This window comes from Saonia sp., assembly GCF_056326165.1.
Window position 1 is genome coordinate 43,044 of record NZ_JBWFBN010000007.1, and the last position, 23,690, is coordinate 66,733.

Here is a 23,690-nt window from a genome sequence, read left to right on the forward strand (position 1 = left end):
ATTAAATATCGTCTTCGTTTAAGGTAAACTCAAAACCGTTATTTTTTATGGCATCTTTAAACCATAAAGCAGAGTTTTTTGGAGTGCGTTCTAGTGTTTTATAATCCACATAATGAATACCAAATCGTTTGGAATAGCCTAGGGCCCATTCAAAATTGTCCATAAAGGACCACACAAAATATCCTTGTAAGTTAACGCCATTATCAATAGCTTTCTTACAAGCGGCTAAATAACCTTCAACAAAATCTTTTCTAACAGTGTCTTTAACTTCTCCGTTTTCTAATTTATCGTCTAAAGAACACCCATTTTCTGTGATGTACATAGGTGGGTTGTCGTAACGATCTCTAATCCATTCTAATAGTTTTCTACAGCCCCATGGCACAATAGCCCAATTCATTGTGGTCATTTTCCATTTTGGGTCGGCTGTTAAATCTACATATTGATCTTCAAAAATCCCGCCATTTCCATAAACGGCATTGCCCGCGTCAGCATTTGGGTCAACATCTGCAGCGTATAATGCTGTATAGTGATTAAGCCCAAAAAAGTCTGATGACCCTTTGATGTTTTCTACGTCTTCAGCAGAAAATTTTGGCAATCTGTCACCAACCCTATCTCGCATTACCTGTGGGTAGTCACCAAAATAGATTGGGTCTGCGAACCAACCTAAAAAGAATAGTAATGACCTTTCCGCGGCCTCTTTATCTTCAGGTTTATCTGTTAAAGGCTCTCTCCAATCGCAATTATTTGTAATTCCTATTTTTCCACCTTGTGTTGGCTGGTATTTCTCTCTATAAAGTTTTACAGCTTTACCATGTGATCTTAAAAGTTGATGTGCGGCAATATAGGGTTCGTCCTTAGATTTTCTTCCCGGAGCAAAAACGCCTTCGCCATAGCCTAGTATAGCAACAACCCATGGTTCGTTAAGGGTAATCCAGTTTTTTACACGGTCTCCAAAATTTGAAAAGCAGATATCTGCATATTTTTCAAAAAAATCAGCAATTTCTGGATTTAACCAGCCGTCTTTTTCTGTTTGCAGTGCTAAAGGTAAATCCCAGTGATATAGGGTTATCCATGGCGTAATATTGTATTTTAAAAGCTCATCAATTAAATTAGAATAAAAGTCTATTCCTTCTTGATTAACTTCTCCTTGACCATCAGGCTGAATCCTACTCCATGAAATAGAAAAACGATAGGCTTTCAGCCCTAAATCGGCCATTAGCTTTACATCTTCTTTATAACGATGGTAATGGTCACAGGCCATGTTGCCATTTTCATTATTATTTGTTCTTCCAGGAATATGGGCATGTGCGTCCCATATACTCCATGCACGACCACCTTCAGTAGCGGCGCCTTCTATTTGGTAGCTTGAGGTTGCTGAACCCCATATAAAATCTTTTGGAAATTGTATCATACTTTATTTAATTGTAGTCATTTTTTAGAGATGTGAATATACCGTCTTAATTTCAATCGAACTTCTATTTTTTTGTGATAAAATAATGGGTATATTACGGCTAAACCAATGGCAAAATGAAAAAAACCGTACTGTTTTTAGTTCTTATTTTTATTATAGGATGTAAAGATACCAAAATGAAAAAAGTGGGTGAAGAATTGCCTGAGGAAACACATGCAATTCCTGACACCCTTGTTGAAGTTAAAAAAAACCCAGTAAAAGTGTTTAAATCACTCGAAGGTATAGCTGATACAACATTTGTAAAGTTGGTTGACTACAGCGCCGATTTTGCTTATGATTTGCGTTATGCCACTGAAAATAACTTCTTAAAAACCAAGGTGTATAATTGCGCAGAGTGTTACACCCGTGTAAAAACTGCGAAAGCATTGTTGAAAGCAAATGGAGAATTTATTAGACAGGGATATAAAATAAAGTTCTTTGACTGCTATAGGCCCAATTCTGTACAATATAAAATGTGGGAGCTGGTTCCAAACCCGCAATATGTGGCTAACCCGGTAAAAGGGTCAATACATAACAAAGGTGGTGCTGTTGATATTACCTTGGTTACCTTGGATGGGGAGGAAGTGGATATGGGAACAGACTTTGATTTTTTTGGGAGACGAGCTTATCATGATAATCTAGATTTACCTCAAAATATTCTTGATAACCGAAAAGTGTTGAAAGAAACCATGGAGAAGCATGGTTTTTGGTCTATTAGGACAGAATGGTGGCATTATAACCTCTCCGCAGCTTCAAATGATAAAGTAGCTGATTTTAAATGGGAGTGCGAGTAATGTTAGACTTTACTACAGTTTAAAACAATTAGGCTTCCATTAAAATCAGTAGCAAAGAACAAATAGATTTCTCCACCATCTTGTATTTTAAACTTCTTTCTAATGTTTGAAACTGATTCTGGGAAATTTCGAGTAGTTACGTTCGCTTTTGGAATATTTAATTTTTGGAACTCTTTTTTGTTATATGGCAGAGTGGCTTTTATTTTAAAACGCCTTCCTGGGAAATTAAAAAGGGTGTCCGAAGTATATAAGTGGGTATGTTCATGTAGTTTTTTAAGTGAAAATCTATTCCCAATAGATTTAAATGCACCCGATTTTAAAATCGCAGAATTTGGTTCGTATAAATAATTACAAGGAAAACTAAAATTTGAATTACATGCTTTTTCATCTTCCATTAAAAAATTAAAAAACTGTTTGTCAGTTTTTTTTAGGTTGATGGTTTTTATTTCGATTTTCCCTGTGTAGTTTTTTTCTAAAACCCAAAGCAATTCTTTTACTTCATTGTTAACTGCAACAACATGAATTTCTTTTACAAATTGTAATTCTTTTATTCCAATTGAAAAATCTAAAAGGGGAGAGGTCTTAATTAGAATGTTATTAGATTTTTTAAAAAGCAACTCTAAATTTTCTGGAACATTAGGAAGACAATCGGCAAGAAAAAAAACTTTTCCTTTGGCTTCACTTCGACGCGATGGATCAATAAAAATCCAATCAAATTTTAAGTTAGAATCAGTTAAAAATTCTAGACCATTTTGAGGAATTGTTTTAATGTTTTTTACGTTAAGTATTCCGTAATTATACTCAGCAATTTCAGATAGACTTTTATTAAGTTCACAATGATAAATTTGATTGATTTTTTGAGCAAAAAAATAACTATCAATTCCAAGCCCTCCAGTGATATCTAAGAGTGATTTTCCATCGATGATTTTTGATTTATAATGCGCTGTAATTTCTGAGGAGGTTTGCTCAATATTTAATTTGTTTGGGTAATAAATTAAAGGAGTAGCGTACCAAGTTGGGAGCTTGTTTTTGCACTTTTTCTTGGCTTCTAGCTGTTCTGCAAGCTCTTTTGACGAAACCCCTTCAAAATCACTCTTTTTAAGCAATACTGACACGATGTCAGTATTTAAATTATTTTTTATAAATTCTTGTACACCAGTATTTAATATATGTTTATTCAAAGTGTTTCTATAGATTTTTAGTCAAAGATTTCACAATCTTATTTTCAGCCAAAAACTCCTTTAAAATTACTTTCATTGCTGTATAGCCTGGTACAGCAATGATCATTCCTGTAACTCCAAAAAGTAGTCCACCGATAATGATGACCAAGAAAATTTCTAATGGATGAGACTTTACACTACTGGAAAAAATAAAGGGCTGCGAGAAGAAATTATCTACTAATTGACCTATGGTAAAACCAACCATTACATAGATGGTTTTAGGTAAAATTATAGTACTAAAATCGGCTCCTAAATTGCTTGTCATTGTTAATACCAACATTAAGATTCCTCCTATCATGGGACCTACATATGGAATCAAATTTAGAAGTGCACAAAGGAAGGCAATTACCACAGCATTTTCAATGCCAAAAATTAGTAAAACAATGGTGTAAATTATAAACAAAATTAGTATCTGAAAAACAAGACCAACAAAGTATCTGGACAACAAATCTTTAATTGTTGTCATGGAATTCTTTAACCGACTTTCTTTGTTGTCCGGAACAAAAACCATGAGACCATCCTCAAATAATTTGCTATCTTTTAAAAAGAAAAACATAATAAAAAGCACGGAAAAAAGCCCCACACTTAAACTACCCAAAACTCCAACAAATGAGTTTAAAAAGTTAGGGATAAAACCAAAATCTAGATTAGCAAAAACCTTGGAATCTTTAATACTTTGTTCTATATCTATGGTTGTGATTCCAAAATATTCAATTACTTCTCTGTACAAATCTTCAACATTTCCCTGTAGTTTATCAATGTCCAAAAGTGATAAATTTTGACCTTGTTGTACCAAAAGTGGAATAAAAAGGGCTATTAATCCAACTAATATTCCGACTAAAAGTGCCATAGTAATAATTACAGCTATGGTGTTGTTGAATTTTAATTTCCTTCTTAAAAATAAAACAATGGGCCTGCCAATTAATGATACTACCGCAGCAATGGCTATATAGACCAATACGGCCTGTATTTTATATAAAAAGTAGAATAGCAATGCAATTCCTAAGAGTATGCCTATTGCTTTTATAATCCCTTCTGCTATTGTTTTGGATTTCATATTTTAATTATTAAATGCGAATTGAACAATATTTGCCCCCATTTGTAATGCTTTGTTTCTAACTTCCTGTGGGTCATTATGTACTGCTGGGTCTTCCCAACCATCCCCTAAATCTGACTCGAATGTAAATAATAATACCAATCTACCTTCATGGAAAATTCCAAAGGCTTGGGGTCGTTTGCCATCATGCTCATGGATTTTGGGCAACCCTTCCGGAAATTTATATTTCTGAGAAAATAAGGGGTGGTCAGCACTTAATTCTTCTAATTCTTTATTTGGAAAGACTTTGATGAGTTCTTTTTTTAAGTATGGTTCCATACCATAATTATCATCAACATGAAGAAAACCACCAGATAGGAGATAGGTTCTTAAATTCTCGGCATCCTCTTGTGAAAAAAAGACGTTTCCATGACCAGTCATGTGAATATATGGGTATTGAAAAATATTGATGCTACTCACCTCGACAGTTTCGGGCTTTGAATCTAGTTGGGTATCTATATTCTCGTTGCAAAACTTTATTAAATTTGGCAGTGCAGTTGGATTGGAATACCAATCTCCACCTCCGCTATATTTTAAAATAGCTAGCTCTTGGCTTTGCAAAGATGAAAATGCTAAAATGCATATGGTGAGTACTAAAACAATATGTTTTTTCATTAAAAATGGGTTGAACCCAAATTTAATAATTAAAGTGAGGAAATGGTAAAATCAACCATTATTAATCATGACTACTGTAGTACAAGCAACAATGGCAGCAGTTTCAGTTCGTAAACGGTATTGCCCAAGGGAAACTGGCAAAAAACCTTTTTCATAGGCTGTATTAATTTCTGAGGGAGAAAAGTCACCTTCAGGGCCAATTAGAATGGTTATATCTTTATCAGCTGCCACTCTTCTTTTAAGTTCTAGTTTTTCATCCTCCTCACAATGTGCTATAAAGAGCAATCCCTCTTTTTCTTGCGCCATATAATCCGAATAGGAAATAGCATCATTCAATTTTGGTAAATAAGCCCGATTAGATTGCTTCATTGCGGCTTGTATCACCTTTTCCATGCGTTCTTTTTTTATAACCTTTCTTTCTGAATGGTCACAGATTATTGGAGTTATTTCATTGACTCCAATTTCGGTAGCTTTTTCCAAAAACCACTCATAACGGTCATTCAATTTTGTGGGAGCAACTGCCATGTGTAACCAATACATTTTGGGGTGTTCTTTCTCTGAATCTATAATGGATATTTTACATTTCCTTTGGTCAGCTACTAAAATTTCAGCCTTGTACAAATATCCTTTTCCATTGGTTATATGGAGAATGTCACCTTCCACTTTGCGTAATACTTTTATAATATGCTTGCTTTCCTCTGCTGGAAAAACAAATTGCGTTGCACTATTGTCTATATCTGGATTGTAAAAGAGTTGCATTGTCTTAATTCGTTTTTAATAATTTCTCAAAACAGACACTATTTTCAATTCCGGTATATTGTCCGTAATTTGAAATTATAGTATACCTGCTTTTTTTGTAAAGTGCAATGGCTTCAGGTTGCTTTTTGCCTGTTTCTAAGATACATTTTTTAAAACCGAGTTCGCTGGCCCAATTTTCTAATTCGGTCAACATTGTGGATGCGATACCTTTCCCCCGATTTTCTGGTGATACAAACATACGCTTAACTTCCATAGCCCAGGCGTCAAACTCTTTTATAGCTCCACATCCTACTAGTTTATCATTCTCATAAGCAACAACGACATATTTAATTTGGTCAATACTATTGAACTGATGATAAAAATCGTGGTCTTCCCCATCTCTGATAGCCAAATCTGCATCGAGCAGGGCAACAAGGTCAATAAAGTCCTGGTTTGTGGAATCGGTTCTAATCAATTTAATCATCTACAACTTACTTTTTGCATGTTCTAAACCTAATTCTATCCAATGCTTTAATTCTTTTTCTGTTTTACATCCATCAGCTGAAACATAGACAAATTCTTTCATTGGGCGCTTTGTAAAATCCATGGGACGTACTGTATGGTTCTCTAGAGCAGCATCTATTTTATTGCTTATAATCCTTACCATTAAGTCATTTTTTATAACACCTACCGTCATTTTGCCCTTGTACAAATAGCAAATTCCACCAAACATTTTTTTGGCAATTATGTTTTTTAGAAATTTTTGCAGGAAACACATAAAAAGCTTCGTCTATTCTGGTGGAAAGGTCTTCGTTAAAGGCCATAGCTTAGATTAAAAACGAAAAGTTATAAATTAATAATGAAAACGCAAAAGTACTTTGGACCCTTAGATTAGTATTTCGTTATTCCGTATCGTGCTTGCGCTGTTATACTATGGTTGGTAAAGTCACCATTTTTATATTTAAGATACCCCACAATACCAATCATAGCAGCATTGTCCGTACAGTATTCAAATTTGGGAACATAAGTTTTCCAGCCCCACTTTTTTTCGGCTTCTTGTAATGCTTCTCTAATACCTGAATTTGCCGAAACGCCACCCCCAATGGCAATTTCTTTTATTTCAGTTTGCTTTACTGCCAGTTTTAATTTGTCTATTAGAATATTTATAATAGTAAATTGTATAGAAGCGCAGATATCATTCAAATTTTGCTCGATAAAATCTGGGTTCTTTTTGACTTCCTTTTGAATAAAATATAATATGCTGGTTTTAAGGCCGCTAAAACTAAAATTTAACCCTTCCACTTTTGGTTTTGGAAATGGGAAAGCCTTGGAATTTCCGAGCTGTGCATATTTATCAATTAAAGGTCCTCCAGGGTAAGGTAGCCCTAAAATTTTAGCACTTTTATCAAACGCTTCTCCCACAGCGTCGTCTAAAGTTTCACCCAATATTTCCATATCAAAATAATTTTTCACCAAAACAATTTGTGTATGACCTCCGCTAATGGTCATGGCCAAGAACGGAAATTTGGGTTGCGGCGTATTTTCATTTTCAATAAAGTGTGCCAAAATATGAGCTTGCATGTGGTTTACCTCAATCAACGGAATGTTTAAGCCTAGTGCTAAAGACTTGGCAAAAGAGGTGCCTACTAATAAAGAACCCATAAGCCCAGGTCCGCGAGTAAAAGCTATGGCTGATAACTGTTTTTTATCGATATTTGCTTTGGTCAAAGCTTGGTGTACTACGGGAACAATATTTTGTTGGTGAGCTCTAGAGGCTAGTTCGGGAACAACACCCCCGTATTCCTCATGAATTTTTTGTGAAGCCACAACATTACTTAGTGTTCTATTGTTGCAAAGAACGGCTGCCGAGGTATCATCACAGGAAGATTCTATAGCTAAAATGTAAATTGTTTGATTCGACACCAAGGTTTGGAATAAAAATTGAAGCACAAAGGTAAAACATAAAGCCCTATCAAAAAATTACGGAAAATACTACTTAGGATTTTGCTGGTTATCCTGCTAATCTGTGTTTTGGGAACTTTTGTACTTTCCTTACCATTTGTCCAGACCCGTTTAGCAAATTATGCCACAAAAACCATTAACGATGAGTATGGAACCAATATCAATATAGATAGATTACAAGCATCTCTAATTTCATGGGACACTTCATTAAAGGGTATTTATGTGGAAGATTATAAGAAAGATACCTTATTCTATATTCATGAGTTGACTACCTCTATTCTAAATTTAAAAAACCTCTCAAATGGTAAGTTAGAATTTGGTGATGTTGATGTTGAAGAACTCACGTTTAAATTAAGGACCTATTATGGAGAACGAGATACAAACTTAGACGTTTTTGTTGAAAAATTAGATGATGGCAAGCCTAGGAAGGCAGGTTCACCACCTTTCTTTTTGTCTTCATCTCATGTAAACATAAAGGATAGCAAATTTAAATTGATTGATGACAATCTGGAAAATACTGAAACTTTAAATTTTAAAAATTTAAATATTAGTGCTGATGATTTTCAAATATTGGGACCAGAAGTGACAACACTTATTGACGGATTGAGTTTAAAAGCCAAAAGCGGGTTGTCTGTTGAAAATTTATCATCATCCTTTAAATACTCTTTGAATCAAATGCGATTTGATTCTTTAACCATTAAAACCCCAAAATCTAATTTGGTTGGTAATTTAGTTTTTAACTATGACCGTAGTGATTTTGGTGATTTTTTAAATAAAGTGAAGGTTGATGCCCAATTTGAGGAGTCCATTTTGTCTTTTGATGAGGTAAATGTGTTGTACAATAAATTTGGAAGTGGCAAAGAAGCTGTTTTCTCATCAAAGATTACAGGTGTTTTAAACGATTTGACAGCAGAAGAGTTGTTTTTATATTCAGAAGATTCGGGAATAAGGGGTAATTTTAATTTTAAGGAGCTTTTTAACAAGCAAAAGCCGTTTAGTCTAGAGGCGAACATGAGGAATGTAACCACTAGCTATTATGAACTTAGGTCTTTAATGCCTAATATTTTAGGGAAAGCCCTGCCATCCACTTTGGAAAAATTAGGACAATTTACGGCAAGGGGTACGGCAACCATAACCGATAATTCCGTGATATCAGAACTCAACTTGAACACTGCTGTTGGGAGCAGTTATTCCAACCTTGAACTAACAGATTTTAATGATATAGATGCTGCAACTTATAAAGGCTTTGTTTCTTTGATTGATTTTGATTTAGGGAAATTTGCCAATGATAAAAGTTTGGGAAAAACCACTTTGGATTTTAATGTGGAAGGAAAAGGTTTTGTGCAAGAGAATCTAAATACGGAGGTAATAGGTGAAGTATACTCTATAATTTTTAATGGTTATACCTATAAAGATGTAAAAGTATCAGGCGTTCTAAAGGATCAATTATTTGATGGTTCTGTGGTGAGTAATGATAAGAATTTAAAACTCAATTTTAAAGGGCTTGCAGATTTTGGGGAAGATAGGAGCAACTTTAATTTTATTGCATCAGTAGGATATGCCGATTTTAAAAAATTGAATTTTATTAATGATAGTGTGTCCATATTTAAAGGAGATGTGAATATGGATATTTCTGGCACTACATTAGATAATATTGTAGGCGATATTAATTTTTCCAAGACCAATTATCAGAACGTAAACGACACTTATTATTTTGATGATTTTGCTATTTCATCTGTTTTTGAAAATGATTCTATAAGAAATATTGCCATTAATTCCCCTGATATTATCACGGGCTATATGAAGGGTAATTTTAAGGTAAATGAACTAGGGAAACTGTTGCAAAATTCTGTCGGAAGCATTTATACCAACTACAAACCTTTTGATATTTCCGAAGGACAAAAACTGGATTTTAACTTTAAAATTTACAACAAAATTGTGGAAGTCTTTTTCCCTGAGGTTGTGTTTGGTCCTAACACGTTTATGAGAGGTAATATTATTGCCGATGAAGGCGATTTTAAACTCACTTTTAAATCTCCAAGTTTTGAGGCTTATGGCAATAAATTAGACGAGATTGATGTGAAAATTGATAATAAGAATCCTTTGTTCAACACCTTTGTGTCAGTGGAAGATGTTTCTACACCTTATTATGATGTTCAGGATTTTAGCCTGATTAATACCACATTAAAAGATACCCTATTCTTTAGGACAGAGTTTAAAGGAGGTAGCGAATATAATGATAGCTACAACCTTAACTTTTACCATACATTTAATGAGGATAATAAATCTGTGATTGGTTTAAAGACTTCGGATGTTAATTTTAAGGGTAATACATGGGTGCTTAATAAAGCGGGCGACAGTAAAAATAAGGTTATCCTAAATAGAACATTGGACAGTATTACCATAGAGGAAATTGTGATGAACAATGATGTTCAAGAGCAAATTCGGTTAAAAGGACAATTGGCAGATTCTACCTATAAAGATTTAGAGCTTCAGTTTAAAATAGTGTCCCTTAATAAGATTGCACCTGCTATTGATAGTCTAAAATTGGGTGGAGAAGTTAATGGTACACTAAATGTGTTACAAAAAGACGGAGTGTATCTTCCTTCTTCTAATTTAAATATTAGCGATTTTTCTATCAATGATATGCATTTGGGGCAGTTAGCTATTGGGATTGTTGGGAATAAGGATTTGACAGATTTTGTTGTGAATTCTCAAATTACCGATAATGGAGTAGAGAAATTCAGTGTTATTGGCAATGTTACCAATAATGACAAAATTCCCAAAGCCAACTTACTGGCAAATTTTCACAATTTTGACTTAATGCCATTTAATCCTTTAGGAGATGGCGTTATATCCAATATTAGAGGAAGTATCAGTGGGAATGCTAAAATTGTTGGCGAGGTTAATAATCCAGAAATTAGTGGATTACTCACAATCAATGATGGGGGAATTGGAATACCGTATTTAAATGTGGACTATGATTTTGCACCTAATTCCAGAGTTAGATTATTTGACCAAAGTTTTTATTTTGAAAATATCTATCTCACAGATATTGATCATAATACCAATGCTATCTTGGATGGCACCATAAACCATGTTGCTTTTGGGGATTGGAACTTGGATTTAAACGTAGACACCAACAGTAATCGGTTTTTGATATTGAATACCGATTTTGAAGAGGAGGCATTATATTATGGTGAGGGTTTTCTAAATGGTACAGGTAGAATTTATGGACCCACTACCGCACTGACCATTACAGTAGATGGTTCCACCGCAAGAGGTACTTCATTAAAAATACCGATTAGCGATGTAGCCAGTGTTGGGGATTATTCTTTTATTAATTTTATTGAAAAAGAAAATATAAAAACCATTGAACAGCAACGGGTTCTGGAAAATTATGAGGGCTTGGAATTGGAGTTTGATTTGAATGTTACCAGTGATGCAGAGGTGGAAATTGTTGTGGATCAAAATACTGGAAGTTCTTTAAAAGGTAGGGGAGAAGGTCTTTTGTTTATTGAAATCAACACCAATGGGAAGTTTAATATGTTTGGAGAGTTTGTTGTGGTGGAGGGTGAATACCATTATAAGTATGGAGGAGTTATCGATAAAATTTTTAAGGTAAAGCCTGACGGTCGTATAATATGGGATGAAGACCCTTTGGCTGCCCAACTTAATATGGAAGCAGTATATTCATTGAATGCAAACCCTGCACCTTTGTTGGCAGACGGAAGTTATAGAAGAAAAATTCCAACGGATGTAGTTGTTAGACTTAGTGGAGAACTGGAAAGCCCAACCATAGACTTTAATATTGAGTTTCCGGGAACCAGTTCTATTATAAAGTCGGAATTGCAATATAGCCTCCAGGATCCAACGGTTGCAGAGCGAAATGCTATTTTTCTTTTAATGCAAGGTACTTTCGTAAATGAGGAAAGCGGAATAAATCAACAAGCAGTTACCGGTAACCTTATTCAAACAGGAACCAGTTTATTAAATCAGGTTCTAGGTGGTGGTGATAACAATTTTAACCTGGGACTTTCTTATGAACAAGGGGATAGATTAAGTTCTGATATTCAAACTGAAAATAGAATTGGAGTTACGGTATCTACTCAAATCAGTGATAGGGTCTTATTAAATGGTAAGCTTGGAGTACCTGTCGGGGGCTATAGCGAAACTGTGGTTGCAGGTGATGTAGAAGTACAGGTGCTTTTAAATGAAGAGGGTACATTGAGTGCTAAAATTTTTAATAGAGAAAGTGAAATTCAACAATTTATTGGCGATAGGCAAGGGTATACTCAAGGAGTAGGACTTTCGTATGAGGTGGATTTTAACAATTTCAAGGAATTAATGGGTAAAATTTTTAAGAAAAAGGAGAAAAACAAAAAAGAAGAGTTGCCTAAGCCAGTAGTTCCGCCTTCATCAGCTATAATGGGCAAAGATAGTCTTATTCAATTTACCCAAAAATCAAATCCCCCTAGATAGTTCTTTGTTATTTATAACATGCTTAAAAGAATAGTATGTTATAAATTAAACGAAATAATCAATGCAATCGATTGCAGTTTAAGTTATCATTAAATTCAAGCCCCACGAATTCTTTAATTAGAGTAAGTTCATTACCTTTGTCAACTTAAAATTTTCACAGAATTTGGAGATAAGAAAAATAGCTGTTTTTACATCTGGAGGTGATTCCCCGGGGATGAATGCTGCAATTAGGTCTGTAGTACGTACATGTGCGTACATGAAGGTGGAATGTGTTGCCATTTATAGAGGATATCAAGGTATGATAGAGGGTGATTTTAAGCCAATGGATGCCCGTAGTGTGAATAACATTATAAATAAAGGGGGAACCATATTAAAATCGGCAAGATGTGATGACTTTAGAACCAAAGAGGGCCGAAAAAAAGCATATGCCCAATTAAAAGAAGAAGGTGTAGATGCTTTTGTGGTAATTGGAGGTGACGGTAGTTTTACTGGTGCCTTAAAATTTAACGAGGAATATGATTTCCCTGTAATTGGAATACCTGGAACTATCGACAATGATATTTTTGGAACCACTTTTACACTTGGATTTGATACTGCTTTAAATACAGTAGTTGAGGTTATTGATAAAATTAGAGATACGGCCAGTTCCCATAACCGTTTATTTTTTGTTGAGGTAATGGGAAGAGATGTTGGTCATATAGCATTAAATGCTGGAGTAGGAGCTGGTGCCGAAGAAATTCTAATCCCAGAAGAAAATCTTGGATTGGAACGTTTGTTGGATTCTCTTAAAAGAAGTAAAGCATCTGGAAAATCATCTAGTATTGTAATTGTTGCTGAAGGGGATAAAATAGGTAAAAATGTTTTTGAGCTAAAAGAGTATGTTGAAGAACATCTCCCTATCTATGATGTACGAGTATCTGTACTAGGACATATGCAACGTGGCGGGGCGCCATCATGCTATGATAGAGTGCTAGCCAGTAGAATGGGAGTTAAGGCAGTAGAATCTCTGTTAGAAGGGAAAAGCAATCTTATGGTTGGTGTTCAAGACAACAGATTAATTTTAACACCCATTAGTAAGGCTATAAAAGGCCATACAAAAATTGACAAGGAACTCATGAGGGTTTCGGATATAATGACTGTATAATTTAATAATAAATAAAAGGAAAATGTCAAATTTAAAAATAGGAATTAACGGATTTGGAAGAATTGGTAGATTGGTTTTCAGAGCTACTGTAAAAAGAGACAATGTAGATGTTGTAGCCATCAATGATTTGTTGGATGTTGAGCATCTTGCTTACTTGTTGGAATATGATTCTGTTCATGGAAAATTTGATGGCACTATAGAGGTAAAAGATGGTAATTTGGTGGTAGACGGAAAAGTTATTAGAATTACTGCAGAAAGAAACCCACAAGACCTTAAATGGGATGAAGTAGGTGCTGATATAGTTGCAGAATGTACAGGTATTTTTACTACACTAGAAAAAGCACAATACCATATAGATGGCGGTGCTAAAAAAGTAGTTATTTCTGCTCCTTCTGCTGATGCTCCTATGTTTGTTATGGGTGTTAATCATACAGAAGCTAAAGCTTCAGATTCAATCGTATCAAATGCATCTTGTACAACAAACTGTTTGGCGCCTTTAGCTAAAGTATTAAATGATAATTTTGGAATAGACGAAGGATTAATGACTACAGTACATGCTACTACTGCAACACAATTAACTGTTGATGGTCCATCTAGAAAAGATTGGAGAGGTGGTAGAAGTGCTCTTTTAAATATTATACCTTCTTCTACGGGTGCTGCAAAAGCAGTTGGTAAAGTTATTCCAGAATTGAACGGAAAGCTTACCGGTATGGCATTTAGAGTACCAACAGCTGATGTTTCTGTTGTTGACCTTACGGTTAAGCTAGAAAAAGAAACTTCTTATGAAGAAATTAAAAAAGTAATGAAAAATGCTTCTGAAGGTTCTTTAAAAGGAATTTTAGGATATACAGAAGAAGGTGTTGTTTCTCAAGATTTTGTTGGAGATACTCGCACCAGTATTTTTGATGCTGGAGCCGGTATCCAATTAGGTTCTAAATTTGTTAAAGTTGTTTCTTGGTATGACAATGAAACAGGGTATTCTAATAAATTAGTTGACTTGGCAGAATACGTAACTGGCTTATAATTTAATTTGTAGTAATAATTTATAAAACCTGAGAGCTTACGTGATATTTGTTAGTTCTCAGGTTTTTTTTTGAATACTGATATATGATATTAATTGTTGATAGTGGCGCTACAAAATCTGATTGGATAGCTCTGGATAGTGAGGGAAAGCAATTGTTTTTGACCCAAACCCTTGGATTAAGTCCAGAAGTATTAACTAGAGAAGTTATTGAAGACAGATTAGCAAATAACTTTGAACTTTCTAAGAACAGAGAAGCGGTTACCAATCTCTATTTTTATGGAGCTGGTTGTGGCACTGATCGTATGAAAAAATTTCTTAGCGAGATTTTTATGGACTTTTTCCCAAATTCAAAAAATGAAGTTAGGGAAGATACATATGCAGCCATTTATTCAACAACTAAAATTGGACATCAGGGTATAGTTTGTATTTTAGGTACAGGATCCAACTGTAGTTACTATGATGGACATCAATTATTTCAAAAAGTAACCTCATTAGGCTATATTGTTATGGACGATGGTAGTGGTAACTTTTTTGGCAGAAAGTTGATACGCGATTATTATTTTCATAAAATGCCGCAAGATTTAGGAATTAAGTTTGCTAAAGAATATCAATTGGAAGCAGATGTTATCAAGGAAAATCTATATAAGCAACCAAACCCGAATACCTATTTGGCAAAATTTGCTCGTTTTATTGTTGAAAATAAAGACCACCCATATTGTAGAGGTGTTATTGATAAAGGGTTTCAGCAGTTTGTGAACAATTGTATCATGCAATTTGAGCTAGCTACTAAAGTGCCAATTAGTTTTGTGGGAAGTATAGCGTATTACTTACAGGATGAGCTAAAAACTGTACTTGAACGAAATGATTTAATAGTTGGGGTTATTCGTCAACGTCCTATTGATGGTTTAGTGGAGTTTCACAGGGAAACTATTTAACGGCTATCATTGAAATTTCCACGTTTACAAATTTTGGAAGATTGGCAACCTCTACTGTTTCACGGGCTGGGGCAGTTTCTGGTTTAAAATAAGCTCCGTAGACTTCATTTATTTCTGAGAATTGGTGCATGTCAGCCACAAAAATGCTGGCTTTCACTACATTTTCAAACGTCATGCCCGCCTCTAAAAGAATAGATTTTAGATTTTCCATGGATTGTTTTGTCTCTTTTTTAATGTCACCCTCTACCAATTCACCCGTTTCTGGATTTATTGGAATTTGCCCAGAAATGTACAGGGTATTTCCAGTTAAAACCGCTTGGTTGTAAGGCCCAATAGGGGCGGGGGCATTTTTAGATGTAATTACTTTTTTCATAATACTACTTTTATCGTCTAATTGGGGGCTGGCTTCTTTGTTCCCACTTAAGATCTTTAAGAATGGAGCTCTTAATTCCAATGAAGAAGTTCCATTGTTTGTAAGTACCAAAGGGTGTCCAGTTAAAACGCATTACAAAACTTTTTAAATCTCTGGTAAAGTTCAATCTCGTTAGAGTAAAACCTTTGTTTTTAAAATCGTAACCAGAATTAAACCCAACCTTCCACATAGGTGTTAAAGTAATATTGCCACTGAACATTAATGAAGCACTGCTAAATTCATTTTGTCTATTGCTGTTGTTATAACCAGTACTAAAGGCCATTCTTAAATCCCAGGGTAATTTGTTTCCATAGAGGGGGCTTTCCGCATCACCAGAATCATTTTCATCTACAGCCCTGTAGTCGTAATCATCTGAAGATCCAAAAAGGCCGTCAGTTCGGCCACCACTTGCGGCTGCATAAGAATTTTCATCAATATCAGACTCTTCAGGGTCATCTTTTTTATCTTTTTTTCCAAAAGTTTCACTACTAAGGGAATAACTAATATTTGCATTTGCCCTGGTCAATCTTAAGAGGCTTCCACCATTGTCAATGTTAAAAGTATTAATTCTAACACCATTGTTGTCAATGGCATATGGGTCTAGATTGGCTCCAAAATTAATACTCATTTTTTTATTGAGGATATTGGTGCCTCCAGTCAATCTAATTGTACTAAGTTTTAATGAATCTGCCTTAAAATTATATGAAGTAGAAAGGTTAAAACTGTTTAGGATGGAAATCTTCTTGGGCTCCAGCACGGTTGAATCCTTATCCTTTACTTTGGCCTCTAACGTATTCTGAAGGGAAAAACTCATGGAACTGGAACTTGTTAGTCCAGGAGCACCATTTAAAGTTCCTTCAAATCTACTATAACGGACAACCTCCCCAGTTCTAGAATCTAAATACTCTTCACCATTTTCATCTAAAAGATCTTCATAGTACTGGTCAAAAGAAGGAGCCGTACTGTAACTTACGGATGGGCGCATAACATGGCGTATAGCCTGTAGTTTTTTATCTTCACCAAAGTTGAAAGTTCCATATAGAGTGGTCCCCAGACTGGTGCTGAAATTATATTTTCCATAACGATCAAAACCTTTAATAGTGTCCAAGATTACTTCTCGGTTTAGTTCAGTGTCCCTACCACGCCTAAATGTCTGTAGTGTCCATACATCTTCATAACTGGTTCCCATAGAAACGCTAAAGTGCTTAGCAATTTTAAAGTTTGTGCTTATTGGAATGGAATGACGCGCGCCCACTTTTGCATCTTTGAACATCCCTGGTTTAAAGAAGAGAGAGTCCGTAGTTTGTATACGATTAGCGGCACTTACATTGTACTGCATATTAATGTTTTGTAAAACGCCTTTTTTAATACCGTCTCTTTTGGCGAACGGATAAATACGCTCCATACTTCCTTGAAAAGTAGGCAAGGTCATATTTATAGCCTGTGTATTGGTGTTTTGATTGTGAGTGGCAGTTAAACTAATATTTACAGAGGGGTAATTAGGAAACGTCTTAGAATAAGATACAGAGGATGATAGGTTATTGTTTTGTGTATTGGGAGTGTTAATTACATTCAAAGAACTCCTATAATATTGGCTGCTCCCTAAGTTCACCGATGCTGAAAACCTAGAATTGGGATTAGATTTTGCATCTTGAGAGTGGGAAACTTGTATATTGTAAATTCTGGTACTACTATAATCATCAAACCCTTTTTGGCTGTTTATGAGTCGTTCATATCTAAAATTCACATTCCCTCTAAACTTATACCGCTTTGTATAAACGGATTGCCCCCTCATTCCATAACTTCCATTGGTGTAAAAATCGCCTGTCATCAATAAATCTACATAGTCGCCCAGTGGAAAATAATAACCCCCATTTTGGAGAAAATAACCTCGGTTTGGATCGTTTCCAAAGGTAGGCATCATTAAACCAGCAGATCTGCCTGTTGTTAGGGGGAAATAAGCAAAAGGCATAGCTATAGGCGTTGGCACGTCTACAATGTATAGGTTGCTAAACCCTGCAATCACTTTTTTTCCTGGAACAAACTTTGCCTTTTTTATCCTGATAAAATAATCGGGGTCAATGGTATCTTTAGATGTTGTGAGCTTTCCTTCATGTAGAAAGTAAACGGAATCGTTCTCTTTTTTAGTGATTTTAGCAAGAACCTTCATATTATCACCTCCCAACTGTCCCAGATTGGCCTGTTGTTCTGTTCGGGAGTTCCATATAATGGCTTTTTGCGTATCAAAATTAAAACGAATGGAATCTGGGGTTACCTCATTAGTTCCTTGTTTAAAATATGGAAGTTGACTGTAATTGCCCAAAGAATCTCTCATTCTACCGGCATACACTTCATTTTTTACATAGTCCATTACAATAACCCCAGCTTTTAACTCGGTATCTTGGTAATAGATTTCTGCCTGATTGTACAAATATATTTTTTGATCTTTTTGACTCAGCTTTACATAGTCCTTAGCTTTATATTTTATTATGTCAAGCAATAAGGGGTCCTTCTTATTTATAGTATCTATTTGGACAGAATCTGAAGCAATAGTGTCCCGAATGATGGTGTTTATGAGAGGAGGGGGGATAATAGTGTCTTTTATTGCTTTAATTGATAAAGGTTGTATTAAATCCTCTTGAGCGGTCATGGAAACCATGCCAAAGAATAGCAGCAATAAGAAAAGAGAGAAATGTTTATTTGATTGCAAGGCTATAAATCCTATTTTTGTTATAGTTTGGCTCGATTTATGGAGTTCAAACTTACATATATTTTTTGTTCCTCTTATAGGACATTACAATAAATTTAACCTTAGACAAAGCTATTGAACAGTTTTGAAATTATATGAAAATGAATAAACTTTATCAAATTTGTTTTATCACGTTGGTACTAATATCAATGTCTTTCAGCAAGAATAGTATCTACCCTCAAAATACTGAAAAATTTATAGTTGTTTTGGACGCTGGCCACGGAGGACATGATCCTGGAAATTTAGGCAATGGTTATTTGGAAAAAAATATTGCATTAAATATTGTTTTACAGGTAGGGGCAATTTTAGAAAAGAATACTAATATAGAAGTAATATACACTAGGAAGGATGATACATTTGTGGATTTATTTGTTAGGGGAGAAATAGCAAATAAAGCCAACGCTGACCTTTTTGTATCTGTGCATTGTGATTCTCATTCATCGGATGCCCATGGTGCAGGAACCTTTGTTTTGGGATTACATGCGAACAAACAAAATTTTGATATTGCCAAGAAAGAAAACTCTGTAATTTACTTGGAAGACAATTATGAAAGTAGATATGCGGCTTACGACATTAATTCACCAGAGTCTGTTATTGGCCTTACAATAATGCAAGAAGAATTTTTAGATCAAAGTATTGCTTTGGCGAAAATGATGCAGGATAATTTTACCGGCAACCTTAAAAGAAATGATAGAAAAGTAAAGCAAGCTGGTTTTATTGTTTTGCACCAAACAGTTATGCCCAGTGTTTTGGTAGAAACAGGTTTCCTAACAAATAAATCAGAAGGTTCCTATTTGAATTCAAAGAACGGGCAAAAGGATATGGGAACTGCCATTGCCAATGCCATTCTTAAATACAAAGGCGATTATAAAACTGACCTTGAGACTTCTCCTACCTCCATTGAAATTGAAGAAAACCCAAAAATGGAAGAAACCAAAATTGAAGAGGTCGTTGTAAACACAACTCCAGAAAAAGAAGTGATTAAGGAGTTGCCAAAAACTATTGAAGACACTCCTAAAATAGTTGAAAAGCCAGTTGAAAGCACTCCAAAAGTTGAAGAAAAGGAAATAAAACCAGAAAAGAATATTATTTATAAAGTACAATTGTTGGCTAGTTCCAAGAATTTGCCGTTGAATCCAGAAAATTTTGGAGGATTAAACAAACTATCCAAGGAACCAGTAAATAATTTGTACAGATATTTATACGGGGAAACAAATTCTTATTTGCAAGCCAAGTTGTTAAAGTCCAACGCTGACGCAAAAGGATACACTACTTCTTACATTGTTGCATATAAAGATGGAAAGAGAATTCCTTTGGATGATGCACTTAAATCAGTTTCTCAATAATAGGCTGTCTTCTAAAAATTATACCTAATTTTGTTAGAAACTGAAAAAGATTTCTTTTGAAAATATCCAGAGAACTTAAAACAGGAATAATTGTCTTAGTAGGTATATTCTTATTTATTTTAGGCTTTAGTTATTTAAAATCCAATCCAATATTCGATAAAAGCATAACCCTCTATGCTGTTTATGAAAATGTAGGCGGTCTGCAACCTGGAACACCCGTTACTATAAACGGACTTACTGTTGGGAAGGTAAATAGTATTGTGTTTAAGGACAACTCGTTCAATTCATTGGTGACTTTTACAGTTAAAAGTGATTTTGAATTTTCAAAGAACAGTAAGGTTGAATTGTACGACACTGGAATAATTGGTGGTAAAGGATTGCAGATAATTCCAATTTTTGACGGTTCTAGATCAGCTCAAAAAAATGATACCCTTGTTACTGGTACACGGCCTGGATTAACGGATTTAGTACAAGAAAAATTAGCCCCTTTGCAGTTAAAAGTTGAAGGCGCTATTTCTAATGCTGATTCTTTATTGATGAACGTAAACGATGTTTTGGATGACAAAACAAAGCATGAGCTAAGAGAAAGTATAAGTGGGTTAAACAGTTTAGTCAAAAGTTTTCAAACTAGTGCCAATGCCTTAAATGGCTTGCTTGCGGAGAATAAAGGTCAGTTAGATAGTTCTATAACGAACATCAATGCTATTACAGATAATTTTGCTAAAATATCAGATTCGTTGTCCAATGCAGGACTTGGTGAAACTATGAAAAGTTTGCAATCCACAGTTGCTAGTTTAGATGCATTACTTGTCAAAATTGAAAAAGGGGATGGTTCTTTGGGAAAATTAATGAAGAATGAAGAGCTTTATAATAATTTGGCCAATGCCTCTAAAGAGTTAGATTTGCTATTGCAGGATTTTAGATTAAACCCAAAGCGATATGTAAATGTATCTGTTTTTGGTAAAAAGCAAAAGGAGTATGAACTCCCTGAAAACGACCCTGCCAATAAAAACTAATAAATGGAATATCTTCCAAATATTTTATTTACACTGATACTCGTTTTTGGTATAGGTTTTTTCATAAAAAATATAAAAAAACTTTCCAGAAATATTAAGTTGGGAAAAGAGATGGACGTCTCTGATAATAAACCTACGAGATGGAAAAATATGGCCAAAATTGCTTTGGGTCAGTCGAAAATGGTGGTAAGACCCATTCCAGGAATACTTCACATTATTGTTTATGTAGGTTTCATTATCATTAACATAGAAGTTTTGGAAATCATAATCGATGGTGTGTTTGGCACCCATCGCATTTTTGCTTCTTTAGGAAAACTCTATGATATACTTATTGGTTCATTTGAGATTTTAGCCATATTGGTGATTGTTGCCATTGTAGTTTTTTGGTTAAGACGAAATATCATAAAACTACAGCGTTTCTTTAAGGCTGAAATGAAAGGTTGGCCAAAGATGGATGGAAATGTCATTCTTTATTTTGAATTAGTTCTCATGACTCTTTTCTTGACCATGAATGCTGCCGATTACCAGTTACAGCAAATGGGTGCTGCACATTATGTGGAAGCTGGAGCTTTTCCAGTAAGTCAATTTATTGCTCGATTTTTTAATGGGTTGTCAATCTCAAGTTTAATAATAATTGAAAGAGTTTGTTGGTGGTTGCATATAGTAGGTATTCTGTGTTTTTTAAATTATTTATACTATTCTAAGCATCTTCATATTTTATTGGCTTTCCCAAATACCTATTATGGAAAATTAACTCCCAAGGGACAATTTAATAATAATGAAACGGTCACTAAAGAGGTTAAATTAATGATGGACCCATCTGCAGACCCGTTTGCCGTATCAGCTGAGGATGAACCAATGCCCGAAAAATTTGGAGCGTCAGATGTTACTGATTTAAGTTGGGTACAATTATTAAATGCTTATACCTGCACAGAATGTGGACGATGCACAAGTGAATGCCCAGCCAATCAAACTGGAAAAAAACTATCCCCCAGGAAAATAATGATGGATACCAGGGACAGGCTAGAGGAAGTAGGAAAAAACATAGACAGCAATAAAGGAGTCTTTGTGGATGATGGTAAGCAGTTGCTGGATAATTATATAACAAAAGAAGAATTATGGGCATGTACATCTTGCAATGCATGTGTAGAAGCATGTCCAGTAAGCATAGACCCTTTGTCCATCATTATGGATATGAGACAATACTTGGTAATGGAGCAGTCCGCTGCTCCATCAGATTTAAATAATATGATGGGGAATATTGAAAACAATGGAGCACCATGGCCCTTTAATCAAATGGACAGGCTTAATTGGAAAACTGAATCATAGCGAAAGAAAATTTTATGAGCACCGATTTAAAAGTACCAACAATGGCAGAACTTTTTGCTGCAGGTCAACAACCAGAGGTGTTGTTCTGGGTAGGTTGTGCAGGAAGTTTTGATGATAGAGCAAAAAAAATAACCAAAGCTTTTGTAAAAATACTGAACAAGGCTAATGTGAGTTTTGCTGTTTTGGGTACTGAGGAAAGTTGTACAGGAGATCCGGCAAAGAGATCCGGTAATGAGTTTTTATTTCAAATGCAGGCAGTAACCAATATAGAGGTGATGAACGCATATGCGGTAAAAAAAATTGTTACCACATGTCCCCACTGTTTTAATACTCTAAAAAATGAATATCCTGAGCTTGGAGGTGATTATAAGGTACTACACCATACTCAGTTTTTAAAAAACTTATTAGAAGAAGGCAAGATTACGCTAGAGGGTGGAACCTATAAAGGCAAAAGAATAACTTTTCATGACCCCTGTTATTTAGGAAGGGCCAATGATGTTTATGAAGCTCCTCGGGACTTAATAAGAAAGTTGGATGCAGAGCTTGTTGAAATGAGAAGCTGTAAACAACGTGGACTGTGCTGCGGAGCAGGTGGGGCCCAAATGTTTAAAGAGCCTGAAAAAGGGGATAAAGACATTAATGTGGAACGTACGGAGCAGGCTTTGGAAACCAAACCAGAAATTATTGCCGCTGGATGTCCCTTTTGTAATACAATGATGACAGATGGTGTTAAACATAAGGAAAAAGAAACATCAATTAAAGTGATGGATATTGCGGAATTAATCGCAACTGCAGAAAATTTATAAAATGCTAGTAGAGTTTAAAGAATTGCCAGATAGTTCTAGAATATGGATTTATCAATCCAGCAGGAGCTTCACACCAGTAGAATTGGATGAAATAAGGCAAAGTTTGGATGTGTTTATCCAAGATTGGACCGCACATGGAAGTGAACTAAAGGCAGGTTATGAAATAAAGTATAAACGATTTATTGCATTGGCCTTGGATCAAACAATCAATGGAGCATCTGGTTGTTCAATAGATGCTTCAGTACGTTTTATCCAACATTTGGAAAAACAATATAATGTAGACTTGTTGGACAAAATGAATGTGTCGTACAAACAAGGAGAATTTGTTGCTTATAAGACATTGAAGGACTTCAAAAAGATGGCAAAAAACAAGTCTGTATCTAAAAACACTATTGTTTTTAACAATTTGGTGACCAATAAGCAGGAGTATCTAAATCATTGGGAAGTACCAGCTGAGGAAAGCTGGCATGGTAGATTTATGTAGTTTTTATCGAGTCATACAGTTGTTTTATCCCATTATTACTGCTATTTTCGATGAAATACAATAATTTTACATCTTATTGGTTTCTACC

At 34.9% G+C, this 23,690-nt stretch carries 20 protein-coding genes; 10 read left to right on the plus strand and 10 right to left on the minus strand.

Annotated elements, in window-relative coordinates:
• Position 1: 1 nt before the first annotated feature.
• A complete protein-coding gene (locus AC000W_RS07955; RefSeq protein ID WP_474747405.1) occupies positions 2-1,411 on the minus strand; it encodes a GH1 family beta-glucosidase in 1,410 nt (469 codons plus the stop codon).
• Between the two features lie 116 nt (positions 1,412-1,527).
• On the opposite strand from AC000W_RS07955, the gene AC000W_RS07960 reads away from it, so the two are divergent.
• On the plus strand, positions 1,528-2,244 hold the full coding sequence (locus AC000W_RS07960; RefSeq protein WP_474747407.1) for a M15 family metallopeptidase: 717 nt from the start codon (positions 1,528-1,530) through the stop codon (positions 2,242-2,244).
• 2 nt (positions 2,245-2,246) lie between these two features.
• Here the strand turns inward: AC000W_RS07960 and AC000W_RS07965 are convergent, their stop codons facing one another.
• From AC000W_RS07965 to tsaD, 7 genes are all read right to left on the minus strand, one after another.
• The gene (locus AC000W_RS07965) at positions 2,247-3,425 is read right to left on the minus strand and encodes a class I SAM-dependent methyltransferase (protein ID WP_474747408.1); all 1,179 of its coding nucleotides are present in this window, start codon (positions 3,423-3,425) and stop codon (positions 2,247-2,249) included.
• A gap of 7 nt (positions 3,426-3,432) precedes the next feature.
• Positions 3,433-4,521: an AI-2E family transporter gene (locus AC000W_RS07970; protein WP_474747409.1), complete on the minus strand. Its 1,089-nt coding sequence runs from the start codon at positions 4,519-4,521 to the stop codon at positions 3,433-3,435.
• 3 nt (positions 4,522-4,524) lie between these two features.
• Entirely contained in the window at positions 4,525-5,175 is a 651-nt protein-coding gene (locus AC000W_RS07975; protein WP_474747411.1) for a DUF4159 domain-containing protein, read from the minus strand.
• A gap of 51 nt (positions 5,176-5,226) precedes the next feature.
• The gene (locus AC000W_RS07980; protein WP_474747412.1) at positions 5,227-5,934 is read right to left on the minus strand and encodes a 16S rRNA (uracil(1498)-N(3))-methyltransferase; all 708 of its coding nucleotides are present in this window, start codon (positions 5,932-5,934) and stop codon (positions 5,227-5,229) included.
• Between the two features lie 4 nt (positions 5,935-5,938).
• Positions 5,939-6,397, minus strand: coding sequence for a GNAT family N-acetyltransferase (locus AC000W_RS07985; protein WP_474747413.1), 459 nt, complete (start codon positions 6,395-6,397; stop codon positions 5,939-5,941).
• Entirely contained in the window at positions 6,398-6,691 is a 294-nt protein-coding gene (locus tag AC000W_RS07990) for a TfoX/Sxy family protein (RefSeq protein ID WP_474747415.1), read from the minus strand.
• Between the two features lie 113 nt (positions 6,692-6,804).
• Entirely contained in the window at positions 6,805-7,836 is a 1,032-nt protein-coding gene (gene tsaD / locus AC000W_RS07995) for a tRNA (adenosine(37)-N6)-threonylcarbamoyltransferase complex transferase subunit TsaD (RefSeq protein ID WP_474747416.1), read from the minus strand.
• A gap of 81 nt (positions 7,837-7,917) precedes the next feature.
• On the opposite strand from tsaD, the gene AC000W_RS08000 reads away from it, so the two are divergent.
• The 4 genes from AC000W_RS08000 to AC000W_RS08015 all read left to right on the plus strand — a co-directional run bounded on the left by AC000W_RS08000 (position 7,918) and on the right by AC000W_RS08015 (position 15,460).
• Positions 7,918-12,357, plus strand: coding sequence for a translocation/assembly module TamB domain-containing protein (locus tag AC000W_RS08000; protein ID WP_476658669.1), 4,440 nt, complete (start codon positions 7,918-7,920; stop codon positions 12,355-12,357).
• Between the two features lie 169 nt (positions 12,358-12,526).
• Entirely contained in the window at positions 12,527-13,501 is a 975-nt protein-coding gene (gene pfkA, locus AC000W_RS08005) for a 6-phosphofructokinase (RefSeq protein WP_474747521.1), read from the plus strand.
• A 22-nt stretch (positions 13,502-13,523) separates the two neighbouring features.
• Positions 13,524-14,525: a type I glyceraldehyde-3-phosphate dehydrogenase gene (gene gap, locus AC000W_RS08010; protein ID WP_474747419.1), complete on the plus strand. Its 1,002-nt coding sequence runs from the start codon at positions 13,524-13,526 to the stop codon at positions 14,523-14,525.
• An 83-nt stretch (positions 14,526-14,608) separates the two neighbouring features.
• The gene (locus tag AC000W_RS08015; RefSeq protein ID WP_474747421.1) at positions 14,609-15,460 is read left to right on the plus strand and encodes an N-acetylglucosamine kinase; all 852 of its coding nucleotides are present in this window, start codon (positions 14,609-14,611) and stop codon (positions 15,458-15,460) included.
• Here AC000W_RS08015 and AC000W_RS08020 read toward each other — a convergent pair.
• Complete coding sequence (locus tag AC000W_RS08020) at positions 15,453-15,833, minus strand: RidA family protein (protein WP_474747422.1); 381 nt, start codon at positions 15,831-15,833, stop codon at positions 15,453-15,455. The two genes, AC000W_RS08015 and AC000W_RS08020, sit on opposite strands and share 8 nt — an antisense overlap.
• Positions 15,834-15,843: 10 nt before the next feature.
• Positions 15,844-18,531 carry a putative LPS assembly protein LptD gene (locus tag AC000W_RS08025; protein WP_474747522.1) on the minus strand — a complete coding sequence of 896 codons (2,688 nt, stop codon included), beginning with the start codon at positions 18,529-18,531 and terminating at the stop codon, positions 15,844-15,846.
• A 185-nt stretch (positions 18,532-18,716) separates the two neighbouring features.
• Between AC000W_RS08025 and AC000W_RS08030 the strand changes: the two genes are divergently transcribed.
• From AC000W_RS08030 to AC000W_RS08050, 5 genes are read left to right on the plus strand one after another with little or no spacing between them, the layout of a single operon-like run.
• The gene (locus AC000W_RS08030; protein WP_474747423.1) at positions 18,717-19,967 is read left to right on the plus strand and encodes an N-acetylmuramoyl-L-alanine amidase family protein; all 1,251 of its coding nucleotides are present in this window, start codon (positions 18,717-18,719) and stop codon (positions 19,965-19,967) included.
• A gap of 56 nt (positions 19,968-20,023) precedes the next feature.
• Complete coding sequence (locus AC000W_RS08035; RefSeq protein WP_474747425.1) at positions 20,024-20,983, plus strand: MlaD family protein; 960 nt, start codon at positions 20,024-20,026, stop codon at positions 20,981-20,983.
• Between the two features lie 3 nt (positions 20,984-20,986).
• Positions 20,987-22,312 (plus strand): 4Fe-4S dicluster domain-containing protein, encoded by a 1,326-nt coding sequence (locus tag AC000W_RS08040; RefSeq protein ID WP_474747426.1) that lies wholly within the window; start codon positions 20,987-20,989, stop codon positions 22,310-22,312.
• A 14-nt stretch (positions 22,313-22,326) separates the two neighbouring features.
• Positions 22,327-23,118 (plus strand): (Fe-S)-binding protein, encoded by a 792-nt coding sequence (locus tag AC000W_RS08045; protein ID WP_474747428.1) that lies wholly within the window; start codon positions 22,327-22,329, stop codon positions 23,116-23,118.
• A 1-nt stretch (position 23,119) separates the two neighbouring features.
• Positions 23,120-23,602 (plus strand): ABC transporter ATPase, encoded by a 483-nt coding sequence (locus AC000W_RS08050; protein WP_474747429.1) that lies wholly within the window; start codon positions 23,120-23,122, stop codon positions 23,600-23,602.
• Positions 23,603-23,690: the final 88 nt, after the last annotated feature.

Bases quoted from the DNA above. Each gene is read 5' to 3' on its own strand.
- AC000W_RS07955 (WP_474747405.1), bottom strand. From the start codon at position 1,411: ATGATACAATTTCCAAAAGATTTTATATGGGGTTCAGCAACCTCAAGC.
- AC000W_RS07985 (WP_474747413.1), bottom strand. From the start codon at position 6,397: ATGATTAAATTGATTAGAACCGATTCCACAAACCAGGACTTTATTGAC.
- AC000W_RS07960 (WP_474747407.1), top strand. From the start codon at position 1,528: ATGAAAAAAACCGTACTGTTTTTAGTTCTTATTTTTATTATAGGATGT.
- AC000W_RS07980 (WP_474747412.1), bottom strand. From the start codon at position 5,934: ATGCAACTCTTTTACAATCCAGATATAGACAATAGTGCAACGCAATTT.
- AC000W_RS08015 (WP_474747421.1), top strand. From the start codon at position 14,609: ATGATATTAATTGTTGATAGTGGCGCTACAAAATCTGATTGGATAGCT.
- gap (WP_474747419.1), top strand. From the start codon at position 13,524: ATGTCAAATTTAAAAATAGGAATTAACGGATTTGGAAGAATTGGTAGA.
- AC000W_RS08045 (WP_474747428.1), top strand. From the start codon at position 22,327: ATGAGCACCGATTTAAAAGTACCAACAATGGCAGAACTTTTTGCTGCA.
- AC000W_RS08040 (WP_474747426.1), top strand. From the start codon at position 20,987: ATGGAATATCTTCCAAATATTTTATTTACACTGATACTCGTTTTTGGT.
- AC000W_RS08025 (WP_474747522.1), bottom strand. From the start codon at position 18,531: ATGGTTTCCATGACCGCTCAAGAGGATTTAATACAACCTTTATCAATT.
- AC000W_RS08050 (WP_474747429.1), top strand. From the start codon at position 23,120: ATGCTAGTAGAGTTTAAAGAATTGCCAGATAGTTCTAGAATATGGATT.
- AC000W_RS07975 (WP_474747411.1), bottom strand. From the start codon at position 5,175: ATGAAAAAACATATTGTTTTAGTACTCACCATATGCATTTTAGCATTT.
- AC000W_RS07990 (WP_474747415.1), bottom strand. From the start codon at position 6,691: ATGTGTTTCCTGCAAAAATTTCTAAAAAACATAATTGCCAAAAAAATG.
- AC000W_RS08020 (WP_474747422.1), bottom strand. From the start codon at position 15,833: ATGAAAAAAGTAATTACATCTAAAAATGCCCCCGCCCCTATTGGGCCT.
- AC000W_RS08030 (WP_474747423.1), top strand. From the start codon at position 18,717: ATGAAAATGAATAAACTTTATCAAATTTGTTTTATCACGTTGGTACTA.
- AC000W_RS07970 (WP_474747409.1), bottom strand. From the start codon at position 4,521: ATGAAATCCAAAACAATAGCAGAAGGGATTATAAAAGCAATAGGCATA.